The 15,972-nt window shown below is 73.1% G+C and carries 15 protein-coding genes and 1 pseudogene; 3 read left to right on the top strand and 13 right to left on the bottom strand.

Annotation, left to right across the window (positions count from 1 at the left end; all coding sequences use genetic code 11):
* Window positions 1-56: 56 nt before the first annotated feature.
* Window positions 57-251, bottom strand: a complete 195-nt coding sequence (locus tag ACLIN4_RS26155; protein ID WP_100045177.1) for a DUF3046 domain-containing protein — start codon at window positions 249-251, stop codon at window positions 57-59.
* 81 nt (window positions 252-332) lie between these two features.
* On the opposite strand from ACLIN4_RS26155, the gene ACLIN4_RS26150 reads away from it, so the two are divergent.
* Window positions 333-1,286 (top strand): hypothetical protein, encoded by a 954-nt coding sequence (locus tag ACLIN4_RS26150; protein WP_290012414.1) that lies wholly within the window; start codon window positions 333-335, stop codon window positions 1,284-1,286.
* An 8-nt stretch (window positions 1,287-1,294) separates the two neighbouring features.
* Here the strand turns inward: ACLIN4_RS26150 and ACLIN4_RS26145 are convergent, their stop codons facing one another.
* The 3 genes from ACLIN4_RS26145 to ACLIN4_RS26135 are packed head-to-tail and all read right to left on the bottom strand — an operon-like array spanning window position 1,295 to window position 3,206.
* Window positions 1,295-1,603 (bottom strand): AzlD domain-containing protein, encoded by a 309-nt coding sequence (locus ACLIN4_RS26145; RefSeq protein WP_043379165.1) that lies wholly within the window; start codon window positions 1,601-1,603, stop codon window positions 1,295-1,297.
* Window positions 1,600-2,343, bottom strand: a complete 744-nt coding sequence (locus ACLIN4_RS26140) for an AzlC family ABC transporter permease (RefSeq protein WP_107476659.1) — start codon at window positions 2,341-2,343, stop codon at window positions 1,600-1,602. Before ACLIN4_RS26140 ends, ACLIN4_RS26145 begins: the two co-directional genes overlap by 4 nt.
* Window positions 2,340-3,206, bottom strand: a complete 867-nt coding sequence (locus ACLIN4_RS26135) for an AraC family transcriptional regulator (protein WP_107476660.1) — start codon at window positions 3,204-3,206, stop codon at window positions 2,340-2,342. Before ACLIN4_RS26135 ends, ACLIN4_RS26140 begins: the two co-directional genes overlap by 4 nt.
* A gap of 497 nt (window positions 3,207-3,703) precedes the next feature.
* Here ACLIN4_RS26135 and ACLIN4_RS26130 point away from each other — a divergent pair.
* Window positions 3,704-8,775: pseudogene (locus ACLIN4_RS26130) on the top strand (ATP-dependent helicase).
* An 18-nt stretch (window positions 8,776-8,793) separates the two neighbouring features.
* Window positions 8,794-9,678, top strand: a complete 885-nt coding sequence (locus tag ACLIN4_RS26125) for an Fpg/Nei family DNA glycosylase (RefSeq protein ID WP_411576283.1) — start codon at window positions 8,794-8,796, stop codon at window positions 9,676-9,678.
* 1 nt (window position 9,679) lies between these two features.
* Here ACLIN4_RS26125 and ACLIN4_RS26120 read toward each other — a convergent pair whose 3' ends face one another.
* From ACLIN4_RS26120 to ACLIN4_RS26080, 9 genes are all read right to left on the bottom strand, one after another.
* Window positions 9,680-10,165 carry an SRPBCC family protein gene (locus ACLIN4_RS26120; protein ID WP_382086446.1) on the bottom strand — a complete coding sequence of 162 codons (486 nt, stop codon included), beginning with the start codon at window positions 10,163-10,165 and terminating at the stop codon, window positions 9,680-9,682.
* The gene (locus ACLIN4_RS26115) at window positions 10,162-10,554 is read right to left on the bottom strand and encodes an ArsR/SmtB family transcription factor (protein WP_100045183.1); all 393 of its coding nucleotides are present in this window, start codon (window positions 10,552-10,554) and stop codon (window positions 10,162-10,164) included. Before ACLIN4_RS26115 ends, ACLIN4_RS26120 begins: the two co-directional genes overlap by 4 nt.
* Window positions 10,555-10,614: 60 nt before the next feature.
* Window positions 10,615-10,917 carry a hypothetical protein gene (locus tag ACLIN4_RS26110; protein ID WP_411576282.1) on the bottom strand — a complete coding sequence of 101 codons (303 nt, stop codon included), beginning with the start codon at window positions 10,915-10,917 and terminating at the stop codon, window positions 10,615-10,617.
* Between the two features lie 7 nt (window positions 10,918-10,924).
* Window positions 10,925-11,395 (bottom strand): Dps family protein, encoded by a 471-nt coding sequence (locus tag ACLIN4_RS26105; protein WP_107479597.1) that lies wholly within the window; start codon window positions 11,393-11,395, stop codon window positions 10,925-10,927.
* A gap of 206 nt (window positions 11,396-11,601) precedes the next feature.
* Window positions 11,602-11,982, bottom strand: a complete 381-nt coding sequence (locus ACLIN4_RS26100; protein ID WP_007387871.1) for a helix-turn-helix domain-containing protein — start codon at window positions 11,980-11,982, stop codon at window positions 11,602-11,604.
* Between the two features lie 109 nt (window positions 11,983-12,091).
* Window positions 12,092-12,637 (bottom strand): CinA family protein, encoded by a 546-nt coding sequence (locus ACLIN4_RS26095; protein ID WP_107479596.1) that lies wholly within the window; start codon window positions 12,635-12,637, stop codon window positions 12,092-12,094.
* Window positions 12,634-13,338, bottom strand: a complete 705-nt coding sequence (gene pgsA / locus ACLIN4_RS26090) for a CDP-diacylglycerol--glycerol-3-phosphate 3-phosphatidyltransferase (protein WP_107479595.1) — start codon at window positions 13,336-13,338, stop codon at window positions 12,634-12,636. Before pgsA ends, ACLIN4_RS26095 begins: the two co-directional genes overlap by 4 nt.
* Complete coding sequence (gene rimO / locus ACLIN4_RS26085; RefSeq protein WP_107479594.1) at window positions 13,335-14,816, bottom strand: 30S ribosomal protein S12 methylthiotransferase RimO; 1,482 nt, start codon at window positions 14,814-14,816, stop codon at window positions 13,335-13,337. The genes pgsA and rimO overlap by 4 nt, the downstream gene beginning before the upstream one ends.
* A 91-nt stretch (window positions 14,817-14,907) precedes the next feature.
* Window positions 14,908-15,783 carry a helix-turn-helix domain-containing protein gene (locus ACLIN4_RS26080; protein ID WP_100045189.1) on the bottom strand — a complete coding sequence of 292 codons (876 nt, stop codon included), beginning with the start codon at window positions 15,781-15,783 and terminating at the stop codon, window positions 14,908-14,910.
* Window positions 15,784-15,972 lie beyond the last annotated feature (189 nt).

Genomic DNA, 15,972 nt, shown 5'->3' with positions numbered 1-15,972 from the left:
CAAGTCTCGCCCACTCCGCGGACGGCGGACTCCCGATCGGTGATCTTCGTGCCCGGTCAGCGCTGCTCCTGCGGCACGTTCATGACCTTGCAGACCACCCGCCACACGTCCTTGGCGTCCCAGCCGGCGTCCAGCGCCTCGTGCACCGTGCGCCCGCCCAGCTCCGACATCACGTGATCGCGCGCGAAGGTGTCGGCGTAGCCCGGACCGAAGTGATCCGCCATCCGCTCCCAGAAGACCGTCAACCGCATGACTCCAGTATCCCGCCCCTGAGGGTGGGCCCGTGCCGGGACCACGTACCGGGGGACCCCTTTCCGTCCTACGGTCTGACCATGGCCGAAAATGGAGCTTCCGCACTCCCCACGACGCCCCCGCCTCCCACGGGGCGCTCTCCGCTCGCGCGCGCGGAGCACTTCGTCTGGCTCACCGCGCGGGTGCTGGAGCAACGCCTGTTCGCCCACCACTTCCGCGACGGGGACGCCGGTCCGGTGGAGACCGCACTGGACGCCTACCGCAACGAGGACGGCGGGTACGGTCACGCGCTGGAACCCGATCTGCGCGGCCCGGTCAGCCAGCCGCTGCACACCGCGCGTGCCCTGCGCGTCCTGGACTCCGTCGGCCGCTGCGGCGGACAGCGTGTGGAACGGATCTGCCGCTACCTGACCTCCGTGTCCACGCGGGACGGCGCCCTGCCCGCGGTCCATCCCGGTCAGCGCGGATATCCGGCGGCCCCCTTCGTGCCGGTCGTGGACGACCCGCCCGGCGAGCTCCTCGCCACGGGGCCGGTGGTCGGTCTGCTGCACCGCAACGACGTCTGGCACGCCTGGCTGTTCAGGGCGACGGACTTCTGCTGGCAGGCGGCCGAGTCGCTGGAGACCTCGCACCCCTACGAGATCGAGGCCGCCGTGGCCTTCCTGGACAGCGCACCCGACCGCCCGCGCGCGGAGGCGGCGGCCGACCGGCTGGGCCGCCTCGTGCGCCGGCAGCGCCTCGCGGTACTGGACCCGGACGACCTCGACGCGTACCCGGTCTCCCCCGGCTATGCCCCGGGCGAACACCACTTCCCCCACGACTACGCGGGCCACCCGCGTTCCCTCGCGCGCGCGTGGTTCACGGACGACGAGATGGCCCGCTCCCTCGACTTCCTCGTGTCCGAGCAGAGGGAGGACGGCGGTTGGCCCGTCCGCTGGCGCCAGTGGGCACCCGCGCCCGCCCTGGAGGCCCGTTCCGGGGTGACGGTCGAGGCGCTGCGCACGCTCCGGGCCTACGGCCGCCCGATCGACTGACCCCGTCCTCAGCCGCCCACGGCCCGTACAGCCGCCGTCACCACCACGGCCGCCGCGACGACGAGCAGAAACGGCGCGCGCAGGACCAGCGCCACGGCGGCAGCCGCGACACCCGCGGCCCGCGCGTCCAGCACGAGCGCCTGTCCGTCGGCGAAGGTCTGCTGCGCGGTGAGCGCGGCGAGGAGTGCCACGGGCAGCAGTGCGGCGAGGCGCCGGACCAGGGGCCGCTCCAGGGCGCCCGCGGGCACCAGCAGTCCGAGGAGCTTGACGGCGTAGCATCCCACCGCCGTCACGCCGATCGCGATCCAGACGCTCAACGGTCCCCCTCCCGCGCGGAGTTCTGTTCGGCCCCGCTTCCGCGGCGCCCCCTCGCCCACAGGACCGCCGGGGCCGCCAGCGCGGCCACCAGCACGGGCACGCCGGCGGGGAGCACGGGCAGCAGGCCGAGTCCCAGGAGTACGGCCAGGGCGGCGGTCGCCCGCTCGGTGGTGGTCCTCAGCATCGGCGCGAGCAGCGCCAGGAAGACCGCGGGTCCGGCGGCGTCCAGCCCCCAGGCGTCCGTGTCCCCGATGGCCTCCGCACCCAGCGCGCCGAGCAGGGTGGTGAGGTTCCACAGCAGGTACAGGGTGAGTCCGGTGACGGTGAACCCGATCCGGACGCTGCGCCGCGTGGGCTGGGCGAGGGCCACGGCCGTCGTCTCGTCGATCACCCACTGCGCGGCGAACGGCCGCACCGCGCGGGGGAGGGCCAGCAACTGCGACAGCCGCAGCCCGTAGAAGGCGTTGCGCACGCCCAGGAAGAAGGCCCCCGCCGCGGCGGTGAGCGGATTGCCGCCGGCCGCGAGTGCCCCCACGAGCGCGAACTGGGACGCGCCGGTGAACACCAGGAGGCTGAGCGCGCAGGTCTGCGCCAGGGTCAGTCCGCTGCCCGCCGAGGTGACCCCGAACGCGAACCCGGAGAGTCCGACGGCGATTCCGACCCCTAGGGCGTCCCGTACGACGGCGGCGTCCGGCTTGCCTTCCACACTCGTGTCCGGGAGTGCTGTCTGTTCTGTCACGCCTCGGACGGTAGGAGAAGCCGCCGCCGCGCGTCTTGTACGTTCTTGCGCTCCCGCTGGTAGGCGCCGGGCGGCACGCCCACGATCCGCGCGAAGTGCCGGTTCAGGTGCGGCTGGTCGGTGAAGCCCACGGCGACGGCGGCCTCGGACGGTGTCGTCCCGGCATCCAGCAGCCGACGTGCCCGACGCACCCGGGCGTCCGTCAGCCAGGTGTGGGGCGGCATCCCGTAGGCGTCCCGGAAGGCGCGCAGCAACGCGAACGGACTGCTGCCGAGCTCGGCGGCGAGCCGTTCCAGACTCGGCGGGTCGGCCATCCGCTCCTCCAGGACGGCACGCGCGCGTGCCGCGATCCGCGCACCGGCCGTCCGCACCTCCCGGCGCGGCAGCGCGCCGCCGTTCAGCCGCAGCAGCCGGGTCACGGCCACGCGCAGCAGGGTGTCGGCGGCGAGCGCGTTTCCCTCGTCGGCCGCCCGCAGCACGCGGTGCACCAGCTCGACGGTGTACGGGTCGTCGAGGACCGGCCGGACGAATCCGGGCGTCCCGCGCAGCGTGGTCGTCTCCGCCGCGATGCCGGCCACGAGCTCGGGCGCCGGGTAGACGGCCCCGTAACGCCAGCCCTCCGGTACGCCGGCCCGTCCCGTGTGCGGGGTGTCCGGATTGACCAGGGCGAGTGATCCCGCCCCGGCGTACTGGTCGCTTCCGCCGTGGTGGAAGACCTCCACTCCGTCGGCGATGGCGGCGATGACGAAGTGCTCGTGCGTGTGGCGGACGAAGGTCTTCCGTATGTACTGGGCCCGCAACAGGTCTACGCCGGGCAGCTCCGCGTACCGCCAGTGCCGCGCCCGCTCACCCGATCCCGCCATGCGCCCATTGTCCGCCACCGCTCACGCGCCGCCCCTCCCCTGCCCGCGTCCGGGAGGAGCATGGGCCTCGCCGTCGTCGCGACGGCCGCCTCGACCGGCTTCGGCGGTCCCTGTCCGTCGTGGTCCGGTCGTGCCGCACGTTCGTCCGTGCGCTGCCGTCCGGCCGGGCGTCGGTCGCCGGACGGCGCCGCTGGCCCGCTGGCCCGCTGGCCCGCTGGCCCGCCTGGGCGATCGACGCCCGGCGGGGCCCGGCGGTTCCGCTCGGCGACCGGCTGCGGCCACCCGCCGCGCCGGCCACCGGCCGGGGCGTCACGCCACCTGCCCCTCCCCCGCCACCACCACGCCGACGCCACGGCAGGGCGGCCGTCCTCTCCGTCCTCCCTGTCCTCGCGGTCCGGCCCGGGTACACACCGCCCCACCTGCCCCCGCGCCACCGCAGCGGCAGCGCATCCGCCCGGCTCAGGCCGATTGTCAGTGCCCGGGTGCACGATGGATCCATGGTCAGCTCCGCACACCGAGCCCTGGACGGCTTCTCCCCCGCGACCCGCGGCTGGTTCACGGGGGCCTTCTCCGCGCCCACCGCCGCGCAGGCGGGGGCGTGGCAGGCCATCTCGGAGGGCTCCGACGTGCTGGTGGTCGCCCCCACCGGCTCCGGCAAGACGCTGGCCGCCTTCCTCGCCGCCCTGGACCAGCTGGCGTCGACGCCGCCGCCCGCCGAACCCAAGAAGCGCTGCCGGGTCCTGTACGTCTCCCCGCTCAAGGCCCTCGCCGTCGACGTCGAGCGCAACCTCCGCAGTCCGCTGACCGGCATCCGCCAGGAATCCGTCCGGCTCGGTCTGCCCGAGCCCGAGGTCAAGGTCGGTATCCGCTCCGGCGACACCCCCGCCGCCGAGCGCCGTGCCCTGTCCACCCGTCCGCCGGACATCCTGATCACCACCCCGGAGTCCCTGTTCCTGATGCTGACGTCGGCCACGCGCGATGCGCTGACCGGCGTGGAGACGGTGATCCTGGACGAGGTGCACGCGGTGGCGGGCACCAAGCGCGGCGCCCATCTCGCGCTCACCCTGGAGCGGCTGGACGAGCTGCTGCCGAAGCCGGCCCGCCGTATCGGACTGTCGGCCACGGTCCGCCCGGTGGACGAGGTCGCCCGGTTCCTGGCCCCGCGCGGCAAGGTGGAGATCGTCCAGCCGGACTCCGGCAAGGAGTTCGACCTGTCCGTGGTCGTCCCGGTCGAGGACCTGGGCGAGCTGGGCGGCTCCCCGGTCGCGGACGGCAACGAGGGCGCGGAACGCCCGTCGATCTGGCCACACGTCGAGGAGCGCATCACCGACCTCGTCCAGTCGCACCGCTCCACGATCGTCTTCGCCAACTCCCGCCGCCTGGCCGAACGCCTGTGCAACAGGCTCAACGAGATCGCCTACGAGCGGGCCACCGGCGAGCCGCTGGGCGAGCACCACTCCCCCGCCGAACTCATGGGCGGCTCCGGCGCCGCGCAGGGCGCCCCGCCCGTGATCGCCCGCGCCCACCACGGCTCGGTCTCCAAGGAGCAGCGCGCCCTCGTCGAGGAGGACCTCAAGGCGGGCCGCCTGCCCGCGGTGGTGGCGACCTCCAGCCTGGAGCTGGGCATCGACATGGGCGCCGTCGACCTGGTCGTCCAGGTCGAGTCACCCCCCTCCGTCGCCTCGGGGCTCCAGCGCGTCGGCCGCGCGGGGCACCAGGTCGGCGCCGTCTCCACGGGCGTGGTCTTCCCCAAGTACCGCGGGACCTCGTGCAGGCGGCCGTGGTCACCGAGCGGATGCGCGACGGGGCCATCGAAGCGCTCCGGATCCCGGCCAATCCGCTGGACGTCCTGGCGCAGCAGATCGTGGCGATGACGGCCCTGGACACCTGGCAGGTCGACGACCTGCTCGCCACCGTCCGCCGCGCCGCCCCCTTCGCCTCGCTGCCGGAGTCGGCCTTCACCGCCGTCCTGGACATGCTCGCGGGCCGCTACCCGTCCGACGCCTTCGCCGAACTGCGCCCGCGCGTGGTCTGGGACCGGGTCGCCGGCACGGTCACCGGCCGGCCGGGCGCGCAGCGCCTCGCGGTCACCTCCGGCGGCACGATCCCCGACCGCGGGCTCTTCGGGGTCTTCCTCGCGGGTGCGGACCCGAAGAAGGGCGGCGGCCGGGTAGGCGAGCTCGACGAGGAGATGGTGTACGAGTCCCGCGTGGGGGACGTCTTCACGCTCGGCACCAGTTCCTGGCGCATCGAGGACATCACCCGCGACCGGGTCCTGGTCTCCCCCGCTCCCGGCGTGCCGGGCAGGCTGCCGTTCTGGAAGGGCGACCAGCTGGGCCGACCCCTGGAGCTGGGCCGCGCACTCGGCGCGTTCCTGCGCGAGGTCGGCTCCCTCACCAAGGAGGACGCCCGCCTGCGCCTGGTCACCGCCGGACTGGACGCCTGGGCCGCGGACAACGTGCTGTCCTACCTCGACGAGCAGCGCGAGGCCTGCGGCCACGTCCCCGACGACCGCACCATCGTGGTGGAGCGCTTCCGGGACGAGCTGGGCGACTGGCGGGTCGTGGTCCACTCCCCCTTCGGTGCGCAGGTCCACGCCCCGTGGGCGCTCGCGCTCGGCGCCAAGCTGACCGAGCGGTACGGCATGGACGCCCAGGTCATGCACGCCGACGACGGCATCGTGCTGCGCCTGCCGGACGCCGACCTCATGGGCCTGGACTTCCTCGACCAGGACCCCGCGAAGCCGGGCCTCGAGTACGACGCCGAGAAGGCACCCGTCGGCGCCGCCGACGTCGTCTTCGACAAGAGTGAGGTCGACCGGGTCGTCACCGACCAGGTGGGCGGCTCCGCGCTGTTCGCGTCCCGGTTCCGGGAGTGCGCCGCCCGTGCGCTGCTGCTGCCACGACGCAGCCCCGGCAAGCGCACCCCGTTGTGGCAGCAGCGCCAGCGCGCCGCGCAGCTGCTGGAGGTGGCGAGCGAGTACGGCTCGTTCCCGATCGTCCTGGAGGCGATCCGCGAGTGCCTCCAGGACGTCTTCGACGTGCCCGGACTGGTCGAGCTGATGGGCGACCTGGAATCGCGCAAGGTGCGTCTGGTCGAGGTCACCACCCCGGAGCCGTCGCCGTTCGCCCGCTCGCTGCTCTTCGGCTACGTCGCACAGTTCCTGTACGAGGGCGACTCTCCCCTCGCCGAGCGCCGGGCCGCCGCCCTGTCCCTGGACTCCCGGCTGCTGGCCGAACTGCTCGGCCAGGCGGAGCTGCGCGAGCTGCTCGACGCGGAGGTGCTGACCGAGCTGGAGCGCGAGCTGCAGTGGCTCACCGAGGACCGCCGGGTGAAGGACCCGGAGGGCGTCGCGGATCTGCTGCGGCTGCTCGGTCCGCTCACGGACGCCGAGCTGGCCGAGCGGGGTGCCGAGCCGCAGTGGGCCCCGGAGCTGGCCGCCGCCCGGCGCGCGATCAAGGTACGGATCGCCGGCGCCGACCACTGGGCGGCGGTCGAGGACGCCGGCCGACTGCGCGACGCGCTGGGCACCGCGCTGCCCGTCGGCGTGCCCGAGGCCTTCACCGAGCCGGTCAAGGACCCCCTCGGCGACCTCCTGGCCCGTCACGCCCGCACCCACGGCCCGTTCACCTCGGTCACCGCGGCGGCCCGCTTCGGCCTGGGCGTCGCGGTCACCGAGGGCGCACTGCAGCGGCTGGCCGCGGCGGGCCGGGTCGTACAGGGCGAGTTCCACCCGGCCGGCATCGGCCAGGAGTGGTGCGACGCGACCGTCCTGCGCCGGCTGCGGCGCCGTTCCCTGGCCGCGCTCCGGCACGAGCTCGAGCCGGTGCCGCCGGCCGCGCTCGGCCAGTTCCTCCCCCAGTGGCAGCACATCGGCAAGGGGCACTCGCTGCGCGGCATCGACGGGCTGGTCCGCGCCGTCGAGCAGTTGCAGGGCGCCTCCGTGCCCGCCTCCGCCCTGGAGAAGCTGGTACTGCCGTCACGGGTGGCGCACTACAACCCGGCGATGCTGGACGAACTCACGGCCGCCGGCGAGGTGGTGTGGGCCGGAGCCGGCTCGCTCCCCGGCAAGGACGGCTGGGTCTCCCTCTACCTCGCGGACGCGGCCCCGCTCCTCCTGCCTCCTCCGCACCCCCTGGAGACGACCGCTCTGCACGAGTCCGTCCTGAACATCCTCTCGGGCGGGTACGGCCTCTTCTTCCGGCAGATCGCCGACCAGGTCCGTGCGACCACCCACCCGGACGTCACCGATCCGCAGCTGGCCGACGCCCTCTGGGAGCTGGCCTGGTCGGGACGGCTGACCAACGACACGCTCGCGCCCCTGCGCTCGCTGCTGGGCTCCGGCCGCACCGCGGGCTCCACCGCCCACCGCGCCAAGCGAGCCGTACCCCGCGGACGGTACGGCTCGCTGACGGCCGCCGCCCGGCCCGCCTCCCGCGGCGGGCCGCCGACCGTGGCCGGCCGGTGGTCGCTGCTCCCGGCCCGCGAGGCCGACCCCACGGTGCGCGCGCACGCGCTGGCCCGCACGTTCCTCGACCGGCACGGCGTGGTGACCAGGGGCGCCGTGGCCGCCGAGGGCGTGGAGGGCGGCTTCTCCGCGGTGTACCGGATCCTGGCTGCCTTCGAGGAGAGCGGGCAGGCCCGGCGGGGCTACGTCGTGGAGGGGCTCGGGGCGGCGCAGTTCGCCATGGAGGGCGCCGTGGACCGGTTGCGTGCGGTCGCCAACGCCCGGGAGCGCGGCGAGGGCCCGCCCGGACGCGCGGGCTTCACCGGCGGCCCCGACAGTCCGGCCGCGTCCGGCGGCTTCCCCGGCCCGGCCGCCGACGCCCCCTTCGACGTCCCGTTCGCCGACTTCCCTTCCGGCAGCCACGCGTCCCCCGGCTCTTCCGGCGCTCCTGACCCCTCGGACGACGTCTTCGCAGACCCGGACGGACTGGGCCGGTCACCGTCCCGGGGTGACTACATCTCGCCCCGTGACTACGCCGAACCGGGCGCCGGCGGCCCCCGCGGAAGCGGCGCGCACGGCGGTTTCGGCGGCTTCGGCGGCTTCGGAGGTCCGCGCGGCAACGTCGATGGCGGCTTCGGGGGCCCCCGCGGCGGCGCGGACGGCGGATTCCGCAACCCACGCGGTGCGTACGAGTCCGGCTTGGCCGGCCGCCGCAGCCGCCCCTCCGCCGGTCCGCCGGCCGTCGTGCTGGCCGCCGCGGACCCGGCGAACGCCTACGGCGCGGCGCTTCCCTGGCCCGAACCCCCGGACGGTGCCACGCACAAGCCGGGCCGCAAGGCAGGGTCCCTGGTGGTGCTGGTCGAGGGCGAGCCCGCGCTCTACATGGAGCGCGGCGGCAAGACGCTCCTGCTGTGGCCGTCCGCCCCCGACGACCTGCCCACCGACGATCCCCGCCTGCGCGCCGCGGCCGATGCACTCGCCGAGGCGGCCCGTGCCGGTTCCCTCGGCACGGTCACGGTGGAGCGAGTCAACGGCGCGGCGGCCCTGACCTCCCCGTTCGGCCCGCTGCTGGAGAACGCGGGGTTCGTCGCCACCCCGCGCGGCCTGCGCATCCGCGCCTGAGCCTGTCACCCTTGACCCATGCCCGAAGGAGACACGGTCTGGCAGGCCGCGCGGCGGCTGCACGACGCCCTCGCGGGCGAGGTGCTGACCCGCAGCGACTTCCGCGTCCCCCGGTACGCCACGGTCGACCTCACCGGCCGCGCGGTCCTGGACGTCACCGCACGCGGCAAGCACCTGCTGGCCCGCGTCGAGGGCGGTCTGACGGTCCACTCGCACCTGCGGATGGACGGCTCCTGGAAGGTGTTCGCCGCCGGCCGACGCTGGAGCGGCGGCCCCGCGCACCAGATCCGTGCCGTGCTCGGCACCGCCGACCGCACGGCCGTCGGATACCGCCTCCCGGTACTGGAGATCCTCCGCACGGCCGACGAGGAGCGCGCCGTCGGTCACCTCGGCCCCGACCTGCTGGGCCCGGACTGGGACCCCGACCAGGCCCTGGCCAACCTGCTCGGTGACCCCGCCCGCCCCCTCGGCGAGGCCCTGCTGGACCAGCGCAACCTCGCCGGCATCGGCAATGTCTACAAGTGCGAGCTCTGTTTCCTGCTCGGCGTCACCCCCTGGCTGCCCGTAGGAGCCCTGCCCCCCGCATACGCCGCGAAGGTGCCCGCGCTCGCGAAGCGGCTCCTGGAGGCCAACCGCGACCGCCCGGTCCGCCGCACCACGGGCCTGCGCGGCCAGGACCTGTTCGTGTACGGCCGCGCACCCCGGCCCTGCCTGCGCTGCGGTACGTCGGTCCGCGTGGCGGACCAGGGCGACGGCTCGCGTGAGCGGCCCACGTACTGGTGCCCGGTCTGCCAGGCCGGCCCCGCACCCGGTCGCGCCGCCACCGGGCCGAAGCGCGAGCCCGGACCGAGGCACGAGCCCGGAACGAAGCACAAGCCCGGACCGAAGCGCGGGCAGGGCTGACTCAGCCGACGAGCAGGCCGTCCATCTGACCGGCCGCCTCGCGCAGCCCCTCCTCCATGCCCATCTTCATCAGCTGGTCCATCTGCTCCCGGGTGTCGAAGACCGACCGCATCTCCATGCGGGTGCCGCCCTCGCGGTCGGTGAGCGTGACCCTGGTGGTGGTCGTCGGCATGTCCGGGTTCGGCACGCCGTCCTCGTCGGCGAAGCCGTCGGTGAACTCCAGGGACGTCGGCGCGTCCACCGTGGCGACCCGCCACCAGCCCCGGTACTTGCCGCCGTCCGGGCCGGTCATGAAGTACGTGACGTCCCCGCCCGGGGTCAGGTCGTACTGCTCCACCGTCGCCGGGTAGGTCGGCGGACCCCACCAGCGCTCCAACTGCCGGGGGTCGGACCACAGCTGCCACACCCGTTCGACGGGAGCGGCGAAGTCGGCGATCAGGGTGAGGGTCAGGTTCTCGACGTCCTTGTTCAGACTGGTGACGCTCATCGGTCCGTTCCTTCCATCGGGTCGGGCACGTCGGAGTCCGCTTCTCCGGCGAGCAGACGGGACATCCGCTCCACCCGGCCCCGCCAGGCCGTCTCGAGTTCGTCCAGGGCCTGGCGGGCCCGGTCGACCGCGTCGGGTTCGGTGCGCACGAGCTGCTCCCGTCCACGGCGTTGCTTGACCACCAGGCCGGCCCGCTCCAGTACCGCGACATGCTTCTGCACCGCGGCGAAGCTCATCGGGTAGGCCTCGGCCAGCCGCGACACCGAGAGGTCGTCCCGTACGCAGCGACGCAGGATGTCACGGCGTGTGGTGTCGGCCAGGGCGTGGAACAAGCGGTCCACGCTCCCCTCGGCTTCTTCTGCTTCTCCGGAAACCCCATCTACAACCATTTGGTTGTACGTTAGCTCGATCGCGGAGCCCTGTAAAGCGCTGCACCTCGGCCCGCCCGTTCACGGCGCCGAGCCGTCCGACCGTTCCGGGCCCCGGCTTCCGTCCACGCGGGCTCTCGACGGACTCCGGCCACCCACAGCCGTGAGCAGGGCCCGCCGCCACCGCCCCACGCCCAGGGCGCCCACGGCCTCCCGCCTGGGCACACAGTGCACCGGCAGCACGCTCAGCCCCCAGCCACCGACCGCGACCGCCCCTTCGAGCACCCCCGCCCCGGGTTCGAGCGCCAGGCGCAGCACGGCCCACCACCACAGCGCGCCGAGTCCCAGCGCGGCCGCCCGGCGAGCAGTCCGCGCCGGCGCCATGGCCGCGTCAGCCGTTCCCGGCCTGGAACATCCAGTGCTGTTTCTCGAGATCGGCCGTGATCTGGATGAAGATGTCCTGGCTCACGGGGTCGGGGTCCCCGGTCGCCGCGACCCGCTCCCGCATCCGCGCGATCACCGCGCCCAGCGCGTCCACGATCGTCTGCACCGCGGTGGTGTCGTCGACCCACCCCTCCGGCGTCACGTCGATTCCGCTGCCGACGGCCACGGTCGCGGCACGCCCGTCAGGGGAGACCCCCAGCGCAGAGGCACGCTCGGCCACGGTGTCCGAGTGCGTGCGCGCGGTGTCGACGAGTTCGTCGAGCTGGAGGTGGACGGAGCGGAACCGCGGGCCGACGACGTTCCAGTGGATCTGCTTCGCCACCAGGGCCAGGTCCACCAGGTCGACGAGGCCGCCCTGCAGTGCCTCGGAGACGGTCTTCAGGTTCGCGTCGGACAACGGGCTCTTCACGACGTACATCCACACCTCCGTCGGTAGGCCCCCCGGCCGCTCCCGCCACAGCCAGTCCCTCCACGATGACCGCACCGCCGAAGACCGGCAAACCGGGCACAACCGACCGTCGCCACCGACGTCCCTGCCTCCACGCACGCAAAAACCCCGACCGCACCTCTCCGGTTTCCCGGAGAAGCCCCGGCCGGGGCCTCACACGCACACGTTCGCAGCGCTCAGGCGGCGACGACGTCCACCGCCTCCGCGGGCGCCTTGATGGTCACCCGTTCCGGTGGCACACCGGTCACCGACACGGAACCAAGCATCGGGCGAACCGGGGCGGGAACGGTCTCGCTGGGCGTGGCCGCAGCGGACTGGGCCAGCTCGGCGAGGGCGAGCTCATCGCTCACTTCCCGCATGAGTTCGGACATCCGTACGTCCAGCGCGTCGCAGATGGCGGAGAGCAGTTCGGAAGAGGCCTCCTTCTGCCCCCGCTCCACCTCGGAGAGATAGCCGAGTGAGACTCGGGCGGACGAGGAGACTTCGCGCAGAGTACGGCCCTGGCGTTGGCGCTGCCGACGCAGCACGTCACCCAGCAGGCGACGGAGCAGAATCATCGGTGGCTCCCTCCTCGGACCGTGTAACCGCATCCTTCACGCCCCACCGTACCGCCTCGCGCCGCGGCCGTGCGGGGAGCGATGTCGTGTTCACTCAGGGCTGCAAACATCAAAACCCCCCGTTCCGTTCCGTATCCTGTGCCCGCTCATTCCCGGTCTGTTCGCCCGCAAGTCCTCTCAAGAGGAGTGCGAGTACGCTCCGTACACTCTCCATACGAATTTCCGCGCGATCGCCGTTCAACCGCAGCGCCTCCACTTTTCCGCCACGGGCGGAACCACCGTCTCCTCCGGCAGGCCCGTCGACGGCCACGAAAACCGTGCCGACAGGCTGTCCGTCCTGCGGGTCGGGGCCCGCCACACCCGTGGTCGCGATACCCCAGTCGGCGCCCAGCGCCCTGCGCACGCCTGCCGCCATCTGGGCGGCGACCTGCGGGTCCACCGCTCCTCGAGTCTCGAGCAGGGTGGCGTCGACGCCGAGCAGGTCCCGCTTGAGCTCCGTCGCGTAGGCAGTGACCGAGCCCCGGAACGCCTTGGAGGCACCGGGGACCGAAGTGATACCGGCCGCCACCAGCCCACCGGTCAGTGACTCGGCGACCGCGAGGGTCTCGCCCCTGACCGTGAGTAGCCGCACCACGTCGGCGGCTGTGGAACTCAAACTTCCGTCTCCTTCAACGCCGCTCTGCGCTCGGCGATTCCCCGGCGGCGCAGCACAATGGCCTGTTTCACGTAGTCCAGTCCGGTCACCACGGTCAGGACGACCGCCGCGGCCATCACCCAGAACCTCAGCGTCGCCAAGGGTCCCGTCAGCGCCAGGACGTACATGCCGACGGCCACGCCCTGGGTGAGGGTCTTGAGCTTGCCGCCCCGGCTCGCGGGGATGACGCCGTACCGGATGACCACGAAACGCAGGACGGTGATCCCGAGTTCCCGGCCGAGGATGACGGCCGTCACCCACCAGGGCAGATCACCCAGGGAGGACAGACAGATGAGCGCCGCCCCCATGATCGCCTTGTCGGCGATGGGGTCGGCGATCTTTCCGAAGTCGGTGACGAGGTTGTAGGTGCGCGCCAGATGGCCGTCGAACAGGTCGGTGATCATGGCGATGGCGAAGGCGGCCCAGGCGAACGAGCGCCAGGCCGGGTCGTACCCGCCGTTGCCGAGCATCAGGGCGACGAAGGCCGGCACGAGGAGCAGTCGGAGCATCGTCAGCAGATTGGCGACGTTCCACACGCTCGCCTGGTTGACGGCGGCCGCGGCGATCTTGCCGCCGCGCCCGGCGGCACCGCCCTCGGTCGCACCCCCGGTCCTGCGCGCACCGGAGGATCCGCCCGCCGCGGACGCCGGGACTCCCGTCATCTGCCGGCCTCCTCACTCCACGCGGACGACTCCGGCAGCGGCTCGGCCACCAGGTCGACACCCTCCGTACCGACCACCTTCGCCTCGACCATACTTCCGACCCGCAGGCCTTCGCCGCTCGTGAGCAGCACCTGGCCGTCGGTCTCGGGCGCCTGGTGCTCGGCACGACCGCGGACGCCGTCCCCCTCGTCGGCGGACTCCACGGACTCCACGAGGACCCGCACCGTCGCGCCGACCCGCTCCTCGGCCCGCTGCGAGACCAGTTCCTCGGCGAGGCGGGACACACGGGCCAGCCGCTCGGCGACGACGTCCTCGTCCAGCTTGTCGTCGTAGGTCGCCGCCTCGGTGCCCTCCTCGTCGGAGTAGCCGAAGACGCCGATGGCGTCGAGCCGCGCGTGGTTCAGGAACCGCTCCAGCTCGGCCAGGTCGGAGGCGGACTCGCCGGGGAAGCCCACGATGAAGTTGGAGCGCACACCGGCCTCGGGTGCCTTGCTCCGGATGGTGTCCAGCAGCTCCAGGAAGCGGTCGGTGTCGCCGAAGCGGCGCATCGCGCGGAGCACGTTCGGAGCGGAGTGCTGGAAGGAGAGATCGAAGTAGGGCACGACCTTCGGCGTGGAGGTCAGCACGTCGATCAGGCCGGGGCGCATCTCGGCCGGCTGGAGGTAGCTGACGCGCACCCGCTCGATGCCGTCGACCTCGGCGAGGTTCGGCAGCAGCGACTCCAGCAGGCGGATGTCGCCGAGGTCCTTGCCGTAGGAGGTGTTGTTCTCGGAGACCAGCATGATCTCCTTGACGCCCTGCTCGGCCAGCCACCGCGTCTCGTTCAGCACGTCGCTGGGGCGGCGCGAGATGAAGGAGCCGCGGAAGGACGGGATGGCGCAGAAGGAGCAGCGCCGGTCGCAGCCGGAGGCCAGCTTCACCGAGGCGACCGGGGAGCCGTCCAGGCGGCGGCGCAGGGGCGCGCGGGGCCCGGAGGCCGGGGCGACGCCCTCGGGGAGGTCGGTCGGGCCGTGCCCGGGCAGGGCGACGGAGGCACCGGCCTCCTGGCGCTCGGCGGGGCTGATCGGCAGCAGCTTGCGCCGGTCGCGCGGGGTGTGGGCGGCGTGGATGCCGCCGTTCAGGATGGTCTGCAGGCGGTCGGAGATGTCGGCGTAGTCGTCGAAGCCGAGGACGCCGTCGGCCTCCGGAAGGGCCTCGGCCAGCTCCTTGCCGTACCGCTCGGCCATGCAGCCCACCGCCACGACGGCCTGCGTTCTTCCGTGGCCCTTGAGGTCGTTGGCCTCCAGGAGGGCGTCCACGGAGTCCTTCTTGGCGGCCTCGACGAAGCCGCACGTGTTCACGACGGCGACGTCCGCTTCCTCGGCGTCGTCGACGAGCTTCCAGCCGTCCGCCTCCAGACGGCCTGCGAGCTCCTCCGAGTCCACCTCGTTACGGGCGCAGCCAAGGGTGACGAGTGCGACGGTACGGCTTTCAGGCATGGGCTCAAGAGTACTTCGTCCCGCCGACAGCCCACGTCGACGGGGTTGGCCGATCCCGGCCAACCCCGTGGTGACTCGTCCCCTCGGTCCCTTATCCGACCTGCGGGTCGCCCTTCGTGTACGTCAGGCGCTCCACGGCGCCCGGCTGGAAGTCGTCCTCGATCTTCTTGCCGTTGACGTAGAGCTCGATGGCGCCGGCGTCGCCGAGGACCAGCTTGACCTTCTCGTCGTCCTGGAAGGTCTTCGAGTCGCCCCGCTCGAGGATGTCGTCGAAGAGCAGTCGGCCGTTGTGGTCCTGGGCGGAGATCCAGCTGCGTCCGTCGGCGGCGGTGACCTTGACGGTCACCTTGTCCCGGGGCGCGGCGGCGATGGCGCTGTCGGTCGGGTCGGGTTTGGGGGCCGCGGGCTTCTTCGGCTCGGCGCTCGGCGAGGCGGACTCACCGGCCGTCGGCCGGGAGCCCTCGGCGACGCTCGCCTCGTTGCCGCCGTCGTCGCCGCCCTTGACGAACGTGAAGCCGACGAAGCCGATCACGGCGACGATCGCTGCGACCATGGCGGCGGTCCAGTTGGGTCCGCGCCGCTCGGGACGGATGCGTTCCGCCTCGAACAGGGGCGCGGCCGGGGTCGGTGCCGGGCGCCCGCCGTGTTCGGCGTCGAACTGCGCGAGCAGTTCGGCCGGATCGAGCCCGACGGCCTTGGCGAGGGTCCTGATGTGACCGCGCGCGTAGACGTCTCCGCCGCAGGGAGCGAAGTCGTCCGCCTCGATGGCGTGCACGATGGCGATCCGGACCCGGGTGGCGGTGGTGATGTCGTCGACGGTCAGCCCGGCGGCGATCCGCGCCTGCTGCAGGGCGCGGCCGACGGAGGGGCGGGATTCCCGAGGGGCGTCGCCGGAGGCCTCGTCAGGAACATCTGGGGACACGTCTGCGATCGGACGCTCGTCTTCAGGGGAGTTGCCGATGGACACGGGGGCGCCTTTCGAGCGTTTAGCCGCCTGTGCTGGACGTTCAGTCTAGGGGGGGTACAAACGGGTGGGGCAACCGGGCGGTACGACTTTGTACGCCATCGGTATGGCCCGACATCCCGATGGTGGACTATCTGTTTGTCGCTTCCCTCAACTTGACGTACCCCAAGGGGGAACGGTTGCTCAATGATC

Source organism: Streptomyces mutabilis, assembly GCF_046628145.1.
GTDB lineage: Bacteria > Actinomycetota > Actinomycetes > Streptomycetales > Streptomycetaceae > Streptomyces > Streptomyces mutabilis.
This window is presented reverse-complemented; position numbering and strand designations above follow the sequence as displayed.